Origin of the sequence: Streptomyces sp. Rer75 (assembly GCF_013414305.1) — a bacterium.
Lineage (GTDB): Bacteria > Actinomycetota > Actinomycetes > Streptomycetales > Streptomycetaceae > Streptomyces > Streptomyces himastatinicus.
Genome location: NZ_CP058693.1, coordinates 2,035,764 through 2,051,105, shown reverse-complemented (window position 1 = coordinate 2,051,105; position 15,342 = coordinate 2,035,764). Strand labels below are relative to the sequence as shown.

The following is a 15,342-nucleotide window of genomic DNA, read 5'->3' as shown; positions in this document are numbered from 1 at the left end:
CGTCAGGCTAGAACTGCGTGAAGAACCTCCACGTCTCGCCGGGGAGCCAGGTTCTGGAGCCACTGTCCCCGGGAGCTCCGTCCTGTGGTGCGGCGATGTGGCCTCCGTCGAACGCGGCCCAGGCGACCGGCCGTCCGGCGGCGCACCCGGAGTAGGTGGTGGTGATGTGCCGCAGGCTGCCCCGGGGCGGCTCGGGCGGGTTCTGGGTGGTGCAGCCGTTGTTCCTGACGAACCGGTCTCGCATCGACCGTGCGTTGGCGATGTTGTCGCTGACGCCGTGCGCCGCGAAGTACGCGACGGCCCCGGTGCCGCCGCTACAGCCGCTGATCTGGCCGGGAGCGCCGTAGGCCGCGACCGCGCGGAAGACGTTCGGCCGGGAGCAGGCGAGCGAGTAGCTCATGGCGCCGCCATAGCTGAAGCCCAGGGCGAACCGCCGCGTCGTGTCGACGCAGAGGTCTCCTTCGACCCTCCTGAGGATGTCGTCGACAAAGGTCACGTCCTCGCCGCCGGCGTTGGCCCAGCCATTGTTGAGGCCCTGGGGCGCGACGAAGATGGCGCTGTTGTTCGCCAGCCGCTTGAGCCCGTAGTAGGACCAGACGTCCCGCTCCACGGTCTGCCCGGTGGCGACGTCGGTGGCGGTGCCTCCCCACCAGTGGAATCCCAGGACCAGCCGGTAGGGGCGGTTGCGGTCGTAATTGTCGGGAACGTCCAGGATGAAGCTGCGGCTCTTGCCGCCGCTCTGCATCGTGTACGTGCCGTCCCGGAGCGTTGGGGCCTGGCCGCACCCGGCGGCCGCCGACGCGGTGCCCGCCCGCGTGGCGGACGTGCGTTCGCCGTGGCTGCTGCTTACCGCCGGGCCGCCCGTGGCCATGACGAGCGCCGCTGCGACAGCGACGGGTACGAGTAAGAGCTTACGCAGCGACATCCGTGACTTCCTGGGGTGGTGAGCGATGGGCATGGGCATGTACCTCTCCTTTCACCGGGATGGAAAGCGTCATCAGACGTCTGTACTCGAGCCCGCGATCATGTGAATGTCCGGTCGGGATCACCGGCGGACGACCGCGTTCAGGGCGTGGTCAGTTCGAAGCGGCTGACGGTCACCGTGCCGCCGAGTGCCCGGGTGGCGTGGTTGAAGATGGCATAGCGGTAGCCCATGAAGAACTGCCAGGCGTTGTTGAGGGTGAAGGCGGGGCCGAGGGGCGCGTAGGTGCTGCCGTTGATGCTGTAGGAGAACCGGGCTTGGCGGCCGGTGCCGGGGCGGATGTCGGTGGCGGCGCGCAGCCAGATGCGGGTGCCGGTGATGGCCGTGGTGGCGCGCTCGGTGCCGGTGCCGGTGGTGTTCCAGTTGCTGTCCATGGTCAGGCCGTCGACCATGGCCAGGCGGGTCGTGCCGTTCTCGCGTTTGAGGCCGATCCAGGCGGAGGAGTCGCGAAGCATGGCGAGGCCGGCTCGGTCGCCGTCGCGCATCTGGGCGTGGTCGAGGGTGATGGTGGCGGTGGAGGTGGGGCCCTGGATGCGGTGGGTGAGGGTGTTGCGGGCGGCGTAGAGGTCGTTGGTGACGGTGGCGGTGGTCAGGCGTAGGCCGTCGTTGACGGCCCATCGGCCGTTGTCGGGGTTGTGGTTCCACTCCCAGGCGGGTTTGAGGGTGGTCCCCTGGAAGGTGTCGACGCCGGTGAGGGGTTCGACCTGACGGGGTGGTGGGGGGAGGTTGGGGGTGGGGTAGGCGGTGCCCCAGGCGCCGTTCACAAGGTGCAGTTGGGGCCAGCCGTCGGATGTCCAGGTGACGGGGGCGAGGGCGGGGACGCGTCCGCCGGGGTAGGCGTCGACGAAGGCCAGGTAGTACCACTGGCCGTTCTGGGTCTGGACGAGTCCACCCTGGTGGGGGACACCGCCGCCGGGGATCGGTCCCGGCAGGTCGAGGAGGACCTGGCGGAGGGTGTAGGGGCCGAAGGGGCCCGAGGTGGACTTGAGGATGTACTGCCCGTTGGCCGGGCGGGTGAGGAAGATGTAGTAGTTCCCGTTGATCTTGTAGAAGCGGGAGCCCTCCAGTGTTCCGATGCCGGCGGGGGTGGAGAACACCTGCTGGGCGCGGACCTGGCTGCGGGCGTCCGGGGAGAGTTGGGCGACGCTGATCTGCGTGTTGCCGTAGGCTACGTAGAGGGTGTCGTCGGTGTCGACGAGCAGCCCGGCGTCGTAGTAGACGTGCGGCAGGTCGGCGTGCCGGGTCCAGGGGCCCTCGACCGACGTGGCGGTGTAGATGTAGGTGCGGGCGAAGTCGATCTGGCCCAGCCAGTAGAACGTGCGGTTCCTCGGCCGGTAGGCCAGCGACGACGCCCAGATGCCCCTCACGTAGCCACGCCCGCCGTTCAGGTCGTACTTGGCCCCGAAGTCCAGACGTGGTACCGAGTGGCCGGCGAACTCCCAGTTGACCAGGTCGTAGGAGCGCAGGATCGGTGCACCTGGCGAGTAGTGCATCGTCGAGGCCGAGTAGTAGTACGTGTCACCGACCCGGATGATGTCGATATCGGCGAAGTCCTGCCAGATCACCGGATTGGTGAACGAGGCGGCGCCCACATGAGGCTCCTGGGTCGCCGCACGAGATAACGCGGCGTGTGCCGACTGCGCGCTGACCAGTGGCATCGCGGCTCCTGCGGCCAGTCCGGTGGCGGTGGTCAGTATTCCCCGGCGGCTGGGGAAGTGTGGCTGTTCGGACGCGGGCACGGGTATCACTCTTCTCGGCGGGCGGGACGGAGGGCCGGGAGTGCGACGTGGTGCGCGGTTGTTGCTGCTCCGAGCGCCCGGGCCGCTTCCACCGGGCGTTCGCTTCGGGTCTCCGTACGTCGGATTCCGGAGGTGCGTGCTCGCCATGCCCCGTGGATCTCGTCGGGTTGGTCGGGTCGATGGTGGACGACGGCCGGAGTTCCGGACGGATGCGGGAGCGCTCCCATGGCAGTGTGTGCAGAAAGATCCCTCTTCACCGCAGGCTCCTCAGCGAATGATTTTGGGGAGTTCTACCGATCGTTATGGCGGTGAGGGGACCGTAGAAGTACCTCCTTGTGCCGTCAAGCCCCTGCGGTGGCCCTTGTTGCGGACAGGAGTGTTCTCTTCGAAAGGATCGGAGCGGCCAGTACACTGCCCCGTATGTGCTCAGCCGACGGCCGCCAGGGCGAATCGCTGACCATCGCGCAGATCGCTCAGCGCGCCGGGGTCTCCGTAGCCACGGTCTCCAAGGTCGTCAACGGGCGGGCGGACGTGGCCCCGACGACCCGCTCGTTGATCGAGGGCATCATCCGCCGGCACGGGTACCGGCGGCAGAAGGCGGCGGGCCCCGCCGCCCTGCTCGAACTGGTCTTCCACGAGGTGCGCGGGCCCTACCCGACCGAGATCTTCCGCGGCGTCCAGCGAGTGGCCGCCGAACACCAACTAGCCGTCGTGGTTTCCGAGTTACGGGGCCGCCACACCCCGGAGCGAGGCTGGGTCGAGGGTGTGCTGGCCCGCCGCCCGACCGGTGTCGTCTCGGTGTTCTCAGGACCTAGCGGCGAGCAGGCCGAACAACTGCGCACCCGGGGCATACCGTTCGCGCTCGTCGATCCGACTGGGGATCCCGACCACGACGCCCCGTCGGTGAGCGCGAGCAACTGGAGTGGCGGGCTGTCGGCGACCCGGCACCTCTTGGAGCTCGGGCACCGGCGCATCGCCGTCATCACGGGAGGGGAGCACGTCCTGGCCGGCCGGGCCAGGCTGGACGGTTACCGGGCCGCCCTCGACATGGCCGGCATTCCGATCGACCCCGCCCTCGTCCGCGTCGGCGACTTCCAGATCCTGGACGGACTCAAGCACACCCGGGACCTGCTGCGCCTCCCGGAGCCGCCGACCGCCGTCTTCACCGGCAACGACGGTCAGGCGCTCGGCGTCTACCGCGCGGCGGCCGAGGCCGGGCTGCGCGTTCCCGAGGACCTGAGCGTCGTCGGATTCGACGACCTCTTTCCGAGCCGGTGGCTCACCCCGCCACTCACCACCGTGCGCCAGCCGCTCGCCGAGATGGCCGCCGCCGCCGCCGGCATGGTGATTGCCCTTGCCCAGGGTCGGCCGCTCGAGCGCGGACGCGCGGAGCTCGCCACCGAACTTGTCGTCCGCGGGAGCACCGCTCCTTTTCGGGGCTGACAATCGAAACGATCGCGACCCGCTGACCAGGGCGGACACGGTCCGGACAGGGCAGTTCGCCCCTGAAGGGTGTCTTTATTGCCGTACGGCGACTGACCAGGGGCTTTGCGATCGTTTGAGTATGGACATGATCAGTAGTTGTGGGACTGTGACTGCTCTACCTGATCTTCTGCCGTTTACTGAGAAGCCGTTGTCTTTCCGAGCGTGACTGCTGCGTTTGTGCTGGCCAGGCATAGTCCGTTTCTCGTGCGGCAGTGATGGCGTGTCGTGTTGTCTCCTCGGTGGAGGTGCCGTGTGCCGTCGGTGATGGGGTTGCTGGAGGAACGCGAGCGTGCTGCCCAGCAGCGGGTGGAGGTTCTTCAGGCCGAGTTGCGGGAAGCGGAGGCCGCGTTGGAGCGGTTCGTGATCGCTCGTGAGACGGTCGGGCAGGTCCTGGCGGAGCCGAGCGGCCGCGGGGATGCACCGGTGACCGTGTCTGATGGGCGAGAGCGGCCGGTCGTGGGTGCGGTGCCCGGCTCGGTGGTGCCGGTGTGGAGGGAAGGACTCGACGTCGGCGTACTGGCGCCGGACTATCGGCGGATCATGGCCATCGTGGCCGACCAGGGCGGGGAGGCGGTGGACTGTCGGCAGCTCGCTGCGGCACTCGGTCTGGCGGTAGTCCCGGCGAAAGTCGAGGGGGTGCGGTCGAAGGTCAAGCGCCTGGCCGCGCGGGGCTGGCTGGCCGAGACGGTGCCGGGCAGGTTCAGTGAGGCTGCCGGGCCAGGCGGCGGCTCGCGACCATGCTCATCGACCACCAGATCATCGCCTCCGCGCTGTCGGTGCGGCTCTCGTAGTCGCGGGCCAGGCGGCGGGAGCGCATCAGCCACGCGAACGTGCGCTCGACCAGCCATCTCTTGGGCAGCACGGTGAACCCGGAGGCACCGTCACTGCGTTTGACCACCGTCAGCGCGATCTGCCAGAGGCTGCGGGCGACGTCGACCAGCGGCCCGGTGTAACCGCCGTCGGCCCACACCCTGGCCACGCGCCAATGCCTGTGCCGCAGCCGGGCCAGCAGGACCCGGCCCGCGTCCCGGTCGGTGACCGACGCTGCCGTGACCATCACGGCCAGCAGCAGCCCGAGAGTGTCGACCACGATGTGCCGCTTGCGCCCGTTGACCTTCTTGCCGCCATCGAAGCCCCGGCTGGCGGTCGGCACCGACGCGGCGGCTTTCACCGACTGCGCGTCGATGACCGCGGCCGTCGGCTCCGCGTCCCGTCCCCCGGCCTCGCGGACCCGGTCACGCAGCCGGTCGTGGAACTCGCTGATCAGGCCGTTGTCCCGCCAGCGCCGCCAGAAGGCGTAGACGCGGTCCCAGGCGGGGAAATCGCCAGGCATCGCCCGCCACGTGATGCCGCCGGCCACGAGGTAGCGGATGGCGTCGATCATCTGCCGGTGACAGTAGCCCTCCGGCTGCCCGCCCCTGCCCTCCAGCCATCCCGGCACCGGCAGCAAGCCCCGCACCTCGGCCCACTCGGCGTCCGTCATGTCCGACGGATACCGAGGCCGTCTGTCCGAACGATCCCCCGCATTGCCGTACACGTGCGCGAGGCAATCACACGACCGAGCAACCGAGTTGGACGACGAGGACAACGGAACGCAAGACTGCGGCACAGGGCCTCCTGACGCTCGAAGGACTTCAGCAATCCCGAGCTGGGCAGGAGGCCCTGCTTTCATGCCTGCTTCGGCTGGAGATCACCCAACCGAGTCACTGCACTCGAACCAGTGATCACCGTGATCGATAGGGCAACGGCTTCTGAGCTGCTTCCTCCTGCTGTGCCGTTCGCCTGCCGCAAACAACGCCGAGATCCTGGCGCTGCGTCATGAGGTCGCCGTCCTGCGCCGACAGGTCGATCGGCCTGTGCTGTTCAGAAATGCGTCGCTGCAGGTCGTAGGCGGTCTGGCGGGATCGGCAGGCGCGCTGGGACCATGTCCAGGTGATCGTGTCACTGGCGTATCAGGTCACGCGGAAGCTTCTCTCGGTCCCAGCAGTGTTGCTGCGTCGGCAGACGTCCAGAGACGCTGAGTTGCTCGTGCTCCGGCACGAGAACGCGGTGCTGCGCAGGCAACTTGCGAGTCCCGGGCGATACCAGTGGGCGGACCGGTTGTGGTTCGCGGCATTGTCCTCGCTGATACCCCGGCGTCGCTGGGCTCAGGTGTTCCCCTGTGACACCAGGGACGTTGCTGGGTTGGCATCGACGTCTCGTTGCACGCAGGTGGGACTACGGCGAGTGCCGGAGCAGGCCGGGCCGGCCAGCGACAGCGAAAGCCGTGAAGGAGTTGGTGCTGCGGCTGGCGCGGGAGAACCCGCGCTGGGGCTGCCGCAGGATCCAGGGGGAGCTCGCCCGGCTGGGCCACAGGATCGGCGCCTCCCGCGGTCTGGAAGATCTTGACCGCAGCCGGTGTCGACCCGGCTCCCGCCGCGCCGGGCCGACATGGCGCGAGTTCCTGACATCCCAGACCGACCGACGCCATCATCGCCTGCGACTTCCTGCACATCGATCTGGTGGATCTTCGCCGGGTCTACGCGCTGGTCTTCCTCGAGCACGGCACACGCCGCCTCCACATCGCCGGCGTAACCGCGCATCCGACCGCACAGTGGGCGGCCCAGCAGGCCCGAAACCTCGCCTTCGACGAGGGCATGCGTCTGGAGCCACTGCGCTTCTTGATCCGCGACCGGGACAGCAAACACACCGAATCCTTCGACGCCGTCTTCGAAGACGAGGGCATCGAAACCGTCAAGACCGCCCCGCAGTCCCCGCGGATGAACGCACACTGTGAGAGGGCCATCGGGACACTGCGGCGCGAGGTCCTCGACCACCTGTAGCTCTGGAGCGAGCGCCACGCTCTCCGTGTTCTCAGCACCTACGCCGGACACTGCAACGGACATCGACCGCATCAGGCCCGAGAGCAACTACCTCCCCTCGCCGACCACCACACCGCGCCGCTGACCTGAAAACCCCACGACGGCTCTTCCAGACCCGTGTCCTTGGCGGTCTGATCAATGAGTACAGATACGCGGCATGACCAGCAGCGACGCGTTTATGAACGGCACACGGTGACGATGATGGTCTCCCACACGTCCCGCAGGCCGCGGTCGTGTGGGTCGTGGCCGGGCTGTGCGAGGGCAGCGGCGGCGGCCGGTGATCTCGGAGGTGTTCGGCCCGGGGGCGTGGGAGGAGAGCCGGGAGTCGAAGACCGACCTGGACGTCTCGCTGCTGGCCGACCCGCACGCGGAGTTCGCCATCAGTCTGCGGCTCGCGGACGTGGCCCATTGGCCGCAGGACGGTGGGCACTGGTGGTGCAGTCACGACTCGTGGGCGTACGCGGCGGACGGCACCGTGCACCAGTGGGGGCCGCGGAATCTCGCCGATGAGACGGCCACAGCGCTCACCTGGCGGGCGGGCGCAGGCCGGCCGGAGCTGTTCGACTTCGGGCTGACGGTCGAGCTGGACGGCCACCAGGCGTGGCTGGGTGATCCGTCGGAGTCGTGGCCGCTGACTGCCGCGTAGACCAGATGCGCCGTCCCGGGCCCGGGGCCATCCGTCTGGGCTGGCCCCGGGTGCGCGCACCCCCGCCTCCGGCCCTGGGGATCAATCGAACCGTGGTTGGCGCTGCGTTTGGTCATGGTCTGGCTGTAGCCGTCGGTAGTGCGCTGACACGGTTCCCGTACTTGTGGCGTGCTTGCGCTGCGCCGGGGTGGCTGGGGTGCTCTGGGTGCCAGAATCGCGGGCCGGACGAAGTCCCGTCGGCGGCAGGCGGCCAGCCGGTGCCTGGTTGCTCGGAGACCGCTCCTCGCCTCGAAAGGCACGCATGCTGGGTCACACCCCTACCAGTCTCAACCGGGCGGTGCTGCTGCCGAGGAAACAGAGGTGCCCCCGGTCGTGTTGATGGCGCTTCTTGAATCTCCCCACTTGCTGCTCAGGGTGGGGCAAACTTGCTCTGTTGATCTCCCCATCCATCGCGTGATCTTGCCCAGTATGTCGTCGCATCTGGCGGTTGGTCCGGAAAGCCTGCGTGCGCAAGTTCGGCCTGTTCGGGGTCCTGGATGCTCACGCGGGAGGAAGACGTGGATGCTCATGCACTGCGTCGGCAGCGGTGGACGATCTCGGCGATGCTCCTGACCGTGAGGGCGGCGCACCTGGCACCAGGATGTCGGGGGCACCGGGGTACCGGGGCATCGGTCAACCTGCGTGCGGGCTCACGACACCCGCGAGGACGGGGCGAAGGCGCCGGAGACTGCTTCGCGCAGGGCCCGCTTACGGCGTACGTGGTCCGAGGAAGGGGTGTCGGAGGTGGTGGCGGTGGCGGAGGGGCCGGCCGGGGACCAGGCCAGGGCCATGGCAAGCACCAGGGCGAGGACATCCCTCGGTTCCATCGCGGCGCTGACGGTTCCGGACCGCTGCGCTTCGGCGATAGCTCGAAGTTTGGCGGCGACCGACGAGTCCCCGGCCACCAGGTCGTCGGTCACCACCCCTTCGAGCCTCGCCCACGTGGTCAGGCGGACCAGCTCCGGCCGCTCGACGGAGGCGTCGTACAGCCCCACGGCGTAGCCGGGGAGGTCGTCGGCCGTGAACGGTACGGAACCGACGACGGCGTACGCGTGCAGGCGGTAGACGGCGCCGAAGAGACTGAGTTTGTCTCCGAAGTAGGCGTAGAGCTGGGCCTTGTTGATGCCCGCGGCGGCGGCGATGCGGTCGACGCGGGCTCCCGCGATGCCATGGGCGGCGAAGTCGGCGGTGGCCGCGTCGAGCAGACGGCTGCGGGCGGCGTCGCTTTTCCGAGTGGACCGAGCGGGACGGGTAGACCGAGTAGACACGGAGCCCAGATTACCAACTGGTTAGTTGCTGAATGGGCATCCGGTGGGTTAGCGTGCGCCTCGCTAAAACCAACTAGTTAGTTAGAGGTGGCGGAACGTGTCATTGGTGCGCGCATACGCGGTGGAAGAGGCCGGCGGCCCTGTTCACGTGCTCGATTACGAGTCGGAGCCCCTGGGCTCCCTGGAGGTGGATGTTGCCGTGACGCACTGCGGCGTCTGCCAGACCGATGTCGCCATGGTCGACAACGAGCACGGCATCTCCCGGTACCCCGTGGTCGCGGGCCATGAGGCGGTCGGCGTGGTGACGGCGGTGGGCAGTGCTGTCGACCGCACGCGCCTGGCCGTCGGACAGCGCGTGGGGGTCGGCGCGACGGCCGGGGCGTGCTTCGCCTGCGAATGGTGTCTCAGCGGCCGCCAGCACCTGTGCCCGGACAAGGACGACACGGTCTTCCGCGGCGATCGCGGCGCGTTCGCCACCCACGTGCGCGCGAGCGACTGGCGGTACGTCCACCCGCTGCCCGCCGCCCTCGCCTCCGAGCACGCGGCGCCGCTGCTGTGCGCCGGCATCACGGTGTTCTCCGCATTCACACGGTACGGAGTACGGCCCACGGACCGGGTCGCCGTGGTGGGGGTGGGCGGCCTGGGTCATCTCGCGATCCAGTTCCTCGCGAAGTGGGGCTGCCACGTGACGGCGATCTCCTCGACCTCCGCGAAGGCGGACGACGCCCGCCGGTTCGGCGCACACGAGTTCGTCGTCGCGAACGAGGGACTTGAACGTGTCGCCGGCTCGTACGACTTCATCCTCTCGACCGTCTCGGCTGATCTGCCCTGGGACGCGTATCTCGCGGCGCTGCGACCGCACGGGACGCTGTGCGTGGTCGGGGTCCCCAAGGGACCGCTGACCATCCAGTCGGTGGACCTCCTGGTGGCGGAGAAGAGTCTCGCTGGAGGCACCGTCGGGACACCGATGGACACCAGGCGGATGCTCGACTTCGCGGCCCGGCACGGCATCAGGGCGGACGTGGAGACCTTTCCGGCCGAGCGCCTCGACGAGGCACTGGACCACGTCCGCCACGGCCGCTCCCGTTACCGCGCGGTGCTGGAATTCTGACGAGATACGGAGATACGGCAGGTGTGACGGATCCCCACGCCGAGAAGCAGGGCACCGCGTTTTCACAGGGCCTGAGGTACAAGCCCACCCGTCCCCTGTTCAGCTCAGGTGAGTTGACCGCCGGGGAGGCGGGACTACCCGCAGGAGTTCCCACAGCGGGCGGGAGCCAGACGCCCACACCGCCAGCGTCTGCCCGTCGACCAGGTGCTGCTGCTTGCCGAAGGTGACGGCCGTCGGATGCAGCTCGTCTGGCTGCCGGTGGGGCGAGGAGCAGCCCCGGCCGTTTTCAAGGCTCTGTCCGCAGTTTCGTGAAGGTCATGGCTGGGTGTGGGTGGCCAGTTCCGATTCCCCGCTCGCGGCAGTTGGTGGGGAACTATCTGGCCGCGAATATGACAGAGGGCGACACCGAGTAGCGGAAGCCGACTATTGGCCTGGGCGAGCGGTCCATTCGTGCCACCTGCCGGCGAGGACGATGTCAGTGAGCCTGTGGTAGCCCGCGCTGCCTGGGTGGGCACCGTCGCCGGCCAGTGCTTCCCTCGTCCAGGCAGGGTCGCTGGCAAGGGCCTGGGTCGTGGCGATGAACGGGACGTGCCGCGAACGGCAGAGAGCGGCCATCTCCTCAGCCAGTTGCGAGGTCCGTCGCAGATGGCCTTCACTTGCGTCGACGACGGGCGGGGGACCTACGACCAGCGCACCGATCGCCCGCTGCCTGCACCCGTCGAGGAGCGAGGCCAGGTTGCCCACACAGCGGGAGGGGGCAACGCGGACCTTGCCTTCCTCCTCAACCATGTCGTTGCTGCCGAAGGAAACGACCAGCCGATTGTCGGCATCGGGCAGGGTGCGCGGTGCGACCTCCTGCCAACAGCGACGCAGGACATCCTCGGAGGTGTTGCGCCGGATCCCGAGATTGAAAGCTGTGACATCACCGCAGGTGGCCTGGAGCACCCGGCCAACCCAGCCCCGGTGCTCCGGGTCACCGATGCCCTGGACAAAGGAGTCGCCGATGAAGCACATGCGTAGATCCCTGCTCATCCGGTCAACTCTACGGCTAGTGCTGTGACCGCATAGGTTCGCCGGGTTGCTGTTGCTGTGAAGTGCTCGATGAAGCGGATGTGCTGGTGTGCCTCAGCGGTAGTCGGCCAGGCCGTCCGCGAGTTCTTCTTTGGCGCCGTCGCGGATTGCGTAGAGGGCTTGTTGCAGGGCGAATGTGCCGCGGATCGTGGCGATGCGGGTGAGGAGTCCGTGGTTTGACCAGTTGCCCAGGGCGAGCACCCGTTCCAGGAGGTCGGGGCCGTAGCTGGCTCCGATGGCTGCGAGGTCCTCGGCCGGGTCGCTGAGTGTGACGTCGTCCCAGTCGAGTACTCCGGAGAGGTACGGTAGGCCGTGCGTCCACTCCCATAGGACGTTTTCGGCACCGAGGTCGCCATGCACCACTGCTCGGGTGAGGTGGGGAAGGCTGTCGAGTGCTGTGAGTTCCCGCTCGGCCCGTAGGCGTCCGCTGTCGGACATGAGCGGGAACAGCTCCGTGCGCACGTTCTCCGCGAACTGCCGCCACTGGCCTTCTGGTGCCTGAGGGAGAACTGCTCGTACCGTCTCGTCGGTGCCGGCACGGGCCAGACCGGACAGCAGCGTGGCGTACTGCGCCGCCACGGTGTCGACCACTTGGGCATCGTTGAGTGCGTCGGTCTTCAGCGGTTCTCCGGGAATGCGGCTGAGTACCAGGAACGGCGCCTCGTCGGTGCTGTGGGTGCCGCCCTGGAGCAGCGGCTCAGGTGTGCGGAAACCGAGGCCGAGGCCGGCGAGTGCGTGTAGTGCGGCCACCCGCTGGGGCAACCGGGCGGCCGCTGCCCGGGTGCGAGGCAGGCACACGACGCGGTCTGAGCCAATGACCACGATGTGGAATTGCCCCTGACGTACTGCAAGGTCGTCCGGTTTGTCGTCGGGCAGCAGACGGCTCAGCAGAGCGCGATGAGTCGTACGGATGCTCACGAGTGTCCTCTGGATCCTTCGATGGGTCGGAGGCGATGTGCACGAAGTGCTGTCAGGCCGCGCCAGCGAGCGGGCGCCCGCCCCAGCGAATGCCCTTCTCGCTGCGGATGCGGGCCCGTTCTCGGCGTTGAGCGGCCAGGACGTCGGGATGGCGGGCGTTAGCGTTGCGCCAGCGCAGATAGGCGTGCAGGACCTGGGTCTGCGCGGGGTGGCTGCGGTGGTGGGAGTTGGCCAGGGTGAACTGCCGCAGCGGGCCGAAGTGGGCCTCGATCGGGTTGGCCCAGGACGCGTAGGTCGGGGTGAAGCACAGCTCGACCTTGTTCTTCTTCGCCCAGCGGCGGATGTCCGCGCCGGTGTGGCAGGAGAGATTGTCCAGGATAATGTAGATCGGGGCTCCGTCGGGCCGGGCGGCGCGGATCGACTTCAGAGCGGCCAGGGCGTTGGCGGTGCCCTTGCGGCGCCGGTTGACGCCCCACAGCAGGTCGTCGCCCACGGAGTAGCAGCCGTGGAAGTAGGTGACGCCGTGGGTGCGGTGGTAGGTCGCCGGCAGGCGGTCGGGCTTGCCCTGCTTCGCCCAGCAGGAGCCCGCGGTGGGCCCAACCCCCAGCGGCCCGACTCGTCGAAGGCGAAGACCCGGTCCGGGAAGTGCTCCAGGACGTGCTCGATCCGGTCGAGTTTGGCGTCGCGGTCGGGGTCGGGGGACTCCTGCCAGACCTTGGTGCGCTGGAAGGTGATGCCGCGGCGGCGGAGCAGGCAGCGTAAGGCTTCGCGGCCGATGCGGATGGGGCGTCCGTGGACGCGGCGCAGGTAGGCGGCGAGTTTGCGAATCGACCAGCGGGTGAAAGGCTGGCCGAGTTTGGTGGGGCGGGTGGTGGCCGTCTGGATGACGAAGTCTTCGTCGTCAGGGGTGAGCAGGCGGGGACGGCCTCCCGCCCATTGAGGGTCCAGGCAGGCCAGGCCGATCTCGTTGAACCGGTGCATCACATCACGCACGGTGTCCTCGTCGGCCTGGACCAGCTGGGCGATCACCGGTACGCGGTTTCCGCCGGCGGACGCCAGCAGCATCATCGCCCGGCGATAGCGCACCGAGCTGGTGCTGCCGCAGCGCACGATCTGCTGCAGTTTCTGCCCTTCCTGATCGGTCAGTCTGCGCACCCGCACAGGCTCGGTCACCACACCTCCAGCGATCGGAACGGACGTCACCGCCCTATCCAACCGTTCCAACTACCAACCCGGCGAACCTATTCGGTCACAGCACTAGGCCCGATGGCGGTGAGCGCCAAGACGGAGGAAATGCGCGCTAGGTGCCCACGCCGGGGTAGTTACTCACGGCTACCTCGGTAAGTGGCCGTACGTGGGGGATACGAAGTGGCCGCTGTTAGCTGGGTGAGGATGCGGGTTCGGAGTAGTTCGAATGAGACCCGTCCATACATGGCTCGCTTGAGCGTTTTCACGCGGTTGACGTGTCCTTCGACGGCTCCGGAACTCCAGGGGAGGGTGAGGCCGGCGGTGACGGCGTCGAGGTCCCGGCGGAGGAAGCCGGCGAATCCGCTCATCGGATTCGGCGCGTCCTGCTCGGCCTGGCGGATCCACTGCTGGAGCAGGTGTCCGCGCTGGTGACGCACCAGATCGGCGAACGCGCGGGCGAGGTCGCAGGCGCGGGTGATGTCTGGGCAGGCGAGCCGAACCTGAAGCAGCCGCTCCTCCTGGCTGTCGGTGAGCGTGTCGCGCGGACACATGATCCATGAGGTGATCTTGCGCGGGCTGGGAATGTCGGCGCGGACCGGTTCGGCGGTGCCCGCGCGCAGGGCGGCGAGGTGCTTGCGGACGACCTGGCGACTGCCGAGGTAGCCGCGTTCACGGATCTCCAGGAAGAGGCGGGTGCCGCTGACCTGGCCTTGTGCTTCGGTGAAGCGGGCGTTGAGGTATGCCTTGAAGGGTTCCAGGATGCCGTTGGGCCGTCGGTCGCGGGCGGAGACCAGCATCTAGTCGAGGTCAGTGTCGCGGAAGCGGCGCACGGTCTTGCGATCGAGGTTCAGCCTGCAGGCAATGGCACTGATCGTCCAGCCCTTCTCCAGCAGCCGGTGGATGTCCTCGTAGCGGTGGGGGTGCGTTCCATGATCTGGGTGCGGGGCAGTTCCGCGGGCGGTAACAGCATCGGGGGCGGCTCCAACACCGCGGTCGCCGTCTCCTCCTCGGCACGTTTGCGCAGGCAGTCGCAGTGCTGATGGCAGGTCTTCTCCACTGCGGCGGACAGGTTCTGCAACAGGTGCCAGCGATCAGCCACTTCCAGGGCATGTGGGGCGGCTTCCTTGACCGCCTTGGTGTAGGCGGTGGCCCGGTCGCGGCAGATGATCTCGGCGCCGGGATGCTCGGCCAGCCAGGCCGCGAACGTCTCCGAGGTGTGGTCGGGCAGCACGTCCACGACCCGGCCGGCTTCGACGTCGACCAGCACGGTGCCGTAGGTGCAGCCCTTGCGGAAGGCGAACTCGTCCACCCCCAGCACCCGCGGGGCGCGGTCCGGCACCGCCGGCGCCTTGAGCAGTCGCAGAAGCCGGGTTCGGCCCGCGGCCAGTCGCAGCCGGTGGCACAGCCGCGCGGCCGGTCGGCCGCCCAGCTCGACCGCGATCGAGCGCAGCAAGCCCGTCAGCCCGACGCTGGAGCGGCGATGCCGCTCGGTCAGCCCGCCGACCTGCTCGACGAACGTCCTGCGGGAACAGCTCCTGCGGTCGCAGAAGTACCGGCGTACCCGGAGCCGGACCACGACCCGGCGGGAGCCCAACGGCCGCTCATCGAGGGAGCGTTGATACGAGCTGTGCACGCGTTGCGCCTGCTTCCGGCAGTCCGGGCACCGGCCCGGGCGACCGGTGGATATCGCCTCCACGACCAGGCCGCCGGAGGAGTCGCTGACGCGCTCCACTCGCACATCGATCCCGGGAAACAGCACATCCTCGACCGTCTTGCTCGCCATAGCAGGGAACACCCTGCTGAAACGATCCCCCGTTCCCGCCCCTGACCTGGGGATTCACGGAACTGCGGACAGAGCCGTTTTCAAAGGTCCCCATCAGTGTCGGGGAGTTGGAGGGTGTCTTGCCTTGTCAGCGGCGGTGGGGACGGTGCGGCGGCTGGGCCGCCGTTCAGAACCTCGATGCGCTGTCCGGGGCGGGCCTGCGCGGCGATGCGCCGCCGCTCCCTGTCGGATGCAACGAACAACACCAGCGC

11 protein-coding genes and 3 pseudogenes are annotated in these 15,342 nt (G+C 68.5%); 4 read left to right on the top strand and 10 right to left on the bottom strand.

Annotation, left to right across the window (positions count from 1 at the left end; all coding sequences use genetic code 11):
• Window positions 1–7: 7 nt before the first annotated feature.
• Together HYQ63_RS08300 and HYQ63_RS08295 are read right to left on the bottom strand one after the other, a co-directional pair.
• Window positions 8–925, bottom strand: a complete 918-nt coding sequence (locus HYQ63_RS08300) for a PHB depolymerase family esterase (protein ID WP_179933240.1) — start codon at window positions 923–925, stop codon at window positions 8–10.
• Between the two features lie 140 nt (window positions 926–1,065).
• Window positions 1,066–2,640 (bottom strand): glycoside hydrolase 43 family protein, encoded by a 1,575-nt coding sequence (locus HYQ63_RS08295; protein WP_179933239.1) that lies wholly within the window; start codon window positions 2,638–2,640, stop codon window positions 1,066–1,068.
• Window positions 2,641–3,141: 501 nt separating this feature from the next.
• On the opposite strand from HYQ63_RS08295, the gene HYQ63_RS08290 reads away from it, so the two are divergent.
• Entirely contained in the window at window positions 3,142–4,164 is a 1,023-nt protein-coding gene (locus HYQ63_RS08290; RefSeq protein ID WP_179933238.1) for a LacI family DNA-binding transcriptional regulator, read from the top strand.
• Window positions 4,165–4,906: 742 nt separating this feature from the next.
• On the opposite strand, the gene HYQ63_RS08285 is transcribed toward HYQ63_RS08290, so the two are convergent.
• Complete coding sequence (locus HYQ63_RS08285; protein WP_257231730.1) at window positions 4,907–5,689, bottom strand: IS5 family transposase; 783 nt, start codon at window positions 5,687–5,689, stop codon at window positions 4,907–4,909.
• Between the two features lie 449 nt (window positions 5,690–6,138).
• On the opposite strand from HYQ63_RS08285, the pseudogene HYQ63_RS45925 reads away from it, so the two are divergent.
• Together HYQ63_RS45925 and HYQ63_RS08275 are read left to right on the top strand one after the other, a co-directional pair.
• Window positions 6,139–7,228: pseudogene (locus HYQ63_RS45925) on the top strand (integrase core domain-containing protein).
• A gap of 116 nt (window positions 7,229–7,344) precedes the next feature.
• Window positions 7,345–7,713, top strand: coding sequence for a hypothetical protein (locus HYQ63_RS08275; RefSeq protein ID WP_179933236.1), 369 nt, complete (start codon window positions 7,345–7,347; stop codon window positions 7,711–7,713).
• Between the two features lie 689 nt (window positions 7,714–8,402).
• On the opposite strand, the gene HYQ63_RS08270 is transcribed toward HYQ63_RS08275, so the two are convergent.
• Window positions 8,403–9,020, bottom strand: a complete 618-nt coding sequence (locus tag HYQ63_RS08270) for a TetR/AcrR family transcriptional regulator (protein ID WP_179933235.1) — start codon at window positions 9,018–9,020, stop codon at window positions 8,403–8,405.
• 97 nt (window positions 9,021–9,117) lie between these two features.
• On the opposite strand from HYQ63_RS08270, the gene HYQ63_RS08265 reads away from it, so the two are divergent.
• Complete coding sequence (locus HYQ63_RS08265; protein WP_257231728.1) at window positions 9,118–10,131, top strand: NAD(P)-dependent alcohol dehydrogenase; 1,014 nt, start codon at window positions 9,118–9,120, stop codon at window positions 10,129–10,131.
• A gap of 99 nt (window positions 10,132–10,230) precedes the next feature.
• Here HYQ63_RS08265 and HYQ63_RS44505 read toward each other — a convergent pair.
• The 6 genes and pseudogenes from HYQ63_RS44505 to HYQ63_RS08240 form a co-directional block, all read right to left on the bottom strand.
• Window positions 10,231–10,362, bottom strand: a pseudogene (locus HYQ63_RS44505) (restriction endonuclease); the annotation flags it as partial.
• Between the two features lie 192 nt (window positions 10,363–10,554).
• Window positions 10,555–11,163 carry a GDSL-type esterase/lipase family protein gene (locus HYQ63_RS08260; RefSeq protein ID WP_179933234.1) on the bottom strand — a complete coding sequence of 203 codons (609 nt, stop codon included), beginning with the start codon at window positions 11,161–11,163 and terminating at the stop codon, window positions 10,555–10,557.
• Between the two features lie 93 nt (window positions 11,164–11,256).
• Window positions 11,257–12,120: a viomycin phosphotransferase gene (vph, locus tag HYQ63_RS08255; RefSeq protein ID WP_179933233.1), complete on the bottom strand. Its 864-nt coding sequence runs from the start codon at window positions 12,118–12,120 to the stop codon at window positions 11,257–11,259.
• 52 nt (window positions 12,121–12,172) lie between these two features.
• A pseudogene (locus tag HYQ63_RS08250) lies at window positions 12,173–13,293 on the bottom strand (IS630 family transposase).
• A 149-nt stretch (window positions 13,294–13,442) separates the two neighbouring features.
• Window positions 13,443–14,105 carry a transposase gene (locus HYQ63_RS08245; protein ID WP_179933232.1) on the bottom strand — a complete coding sequence of 221 codons (663 nt, stop codon included), beginning with the start codon at window positions 14,103–14,105 and terminating at the stop codon, window positions 13,443–13,445.
• Window positions 14,106–14,155: 50 nt separating this feature from the next.
• Window positions 14,156–15,091, bottom strand: a complete 936-nt coding sequence (locus HYQ63_RS08240; protein ID WP_179933231.1) for an ISL3 family transposase — start codon at window positions 15,089–15,091, stop codon at window positions 14,156–14,158.
• Window positions 15,092–15,342 lie beyond the last annotated feature (251 nt).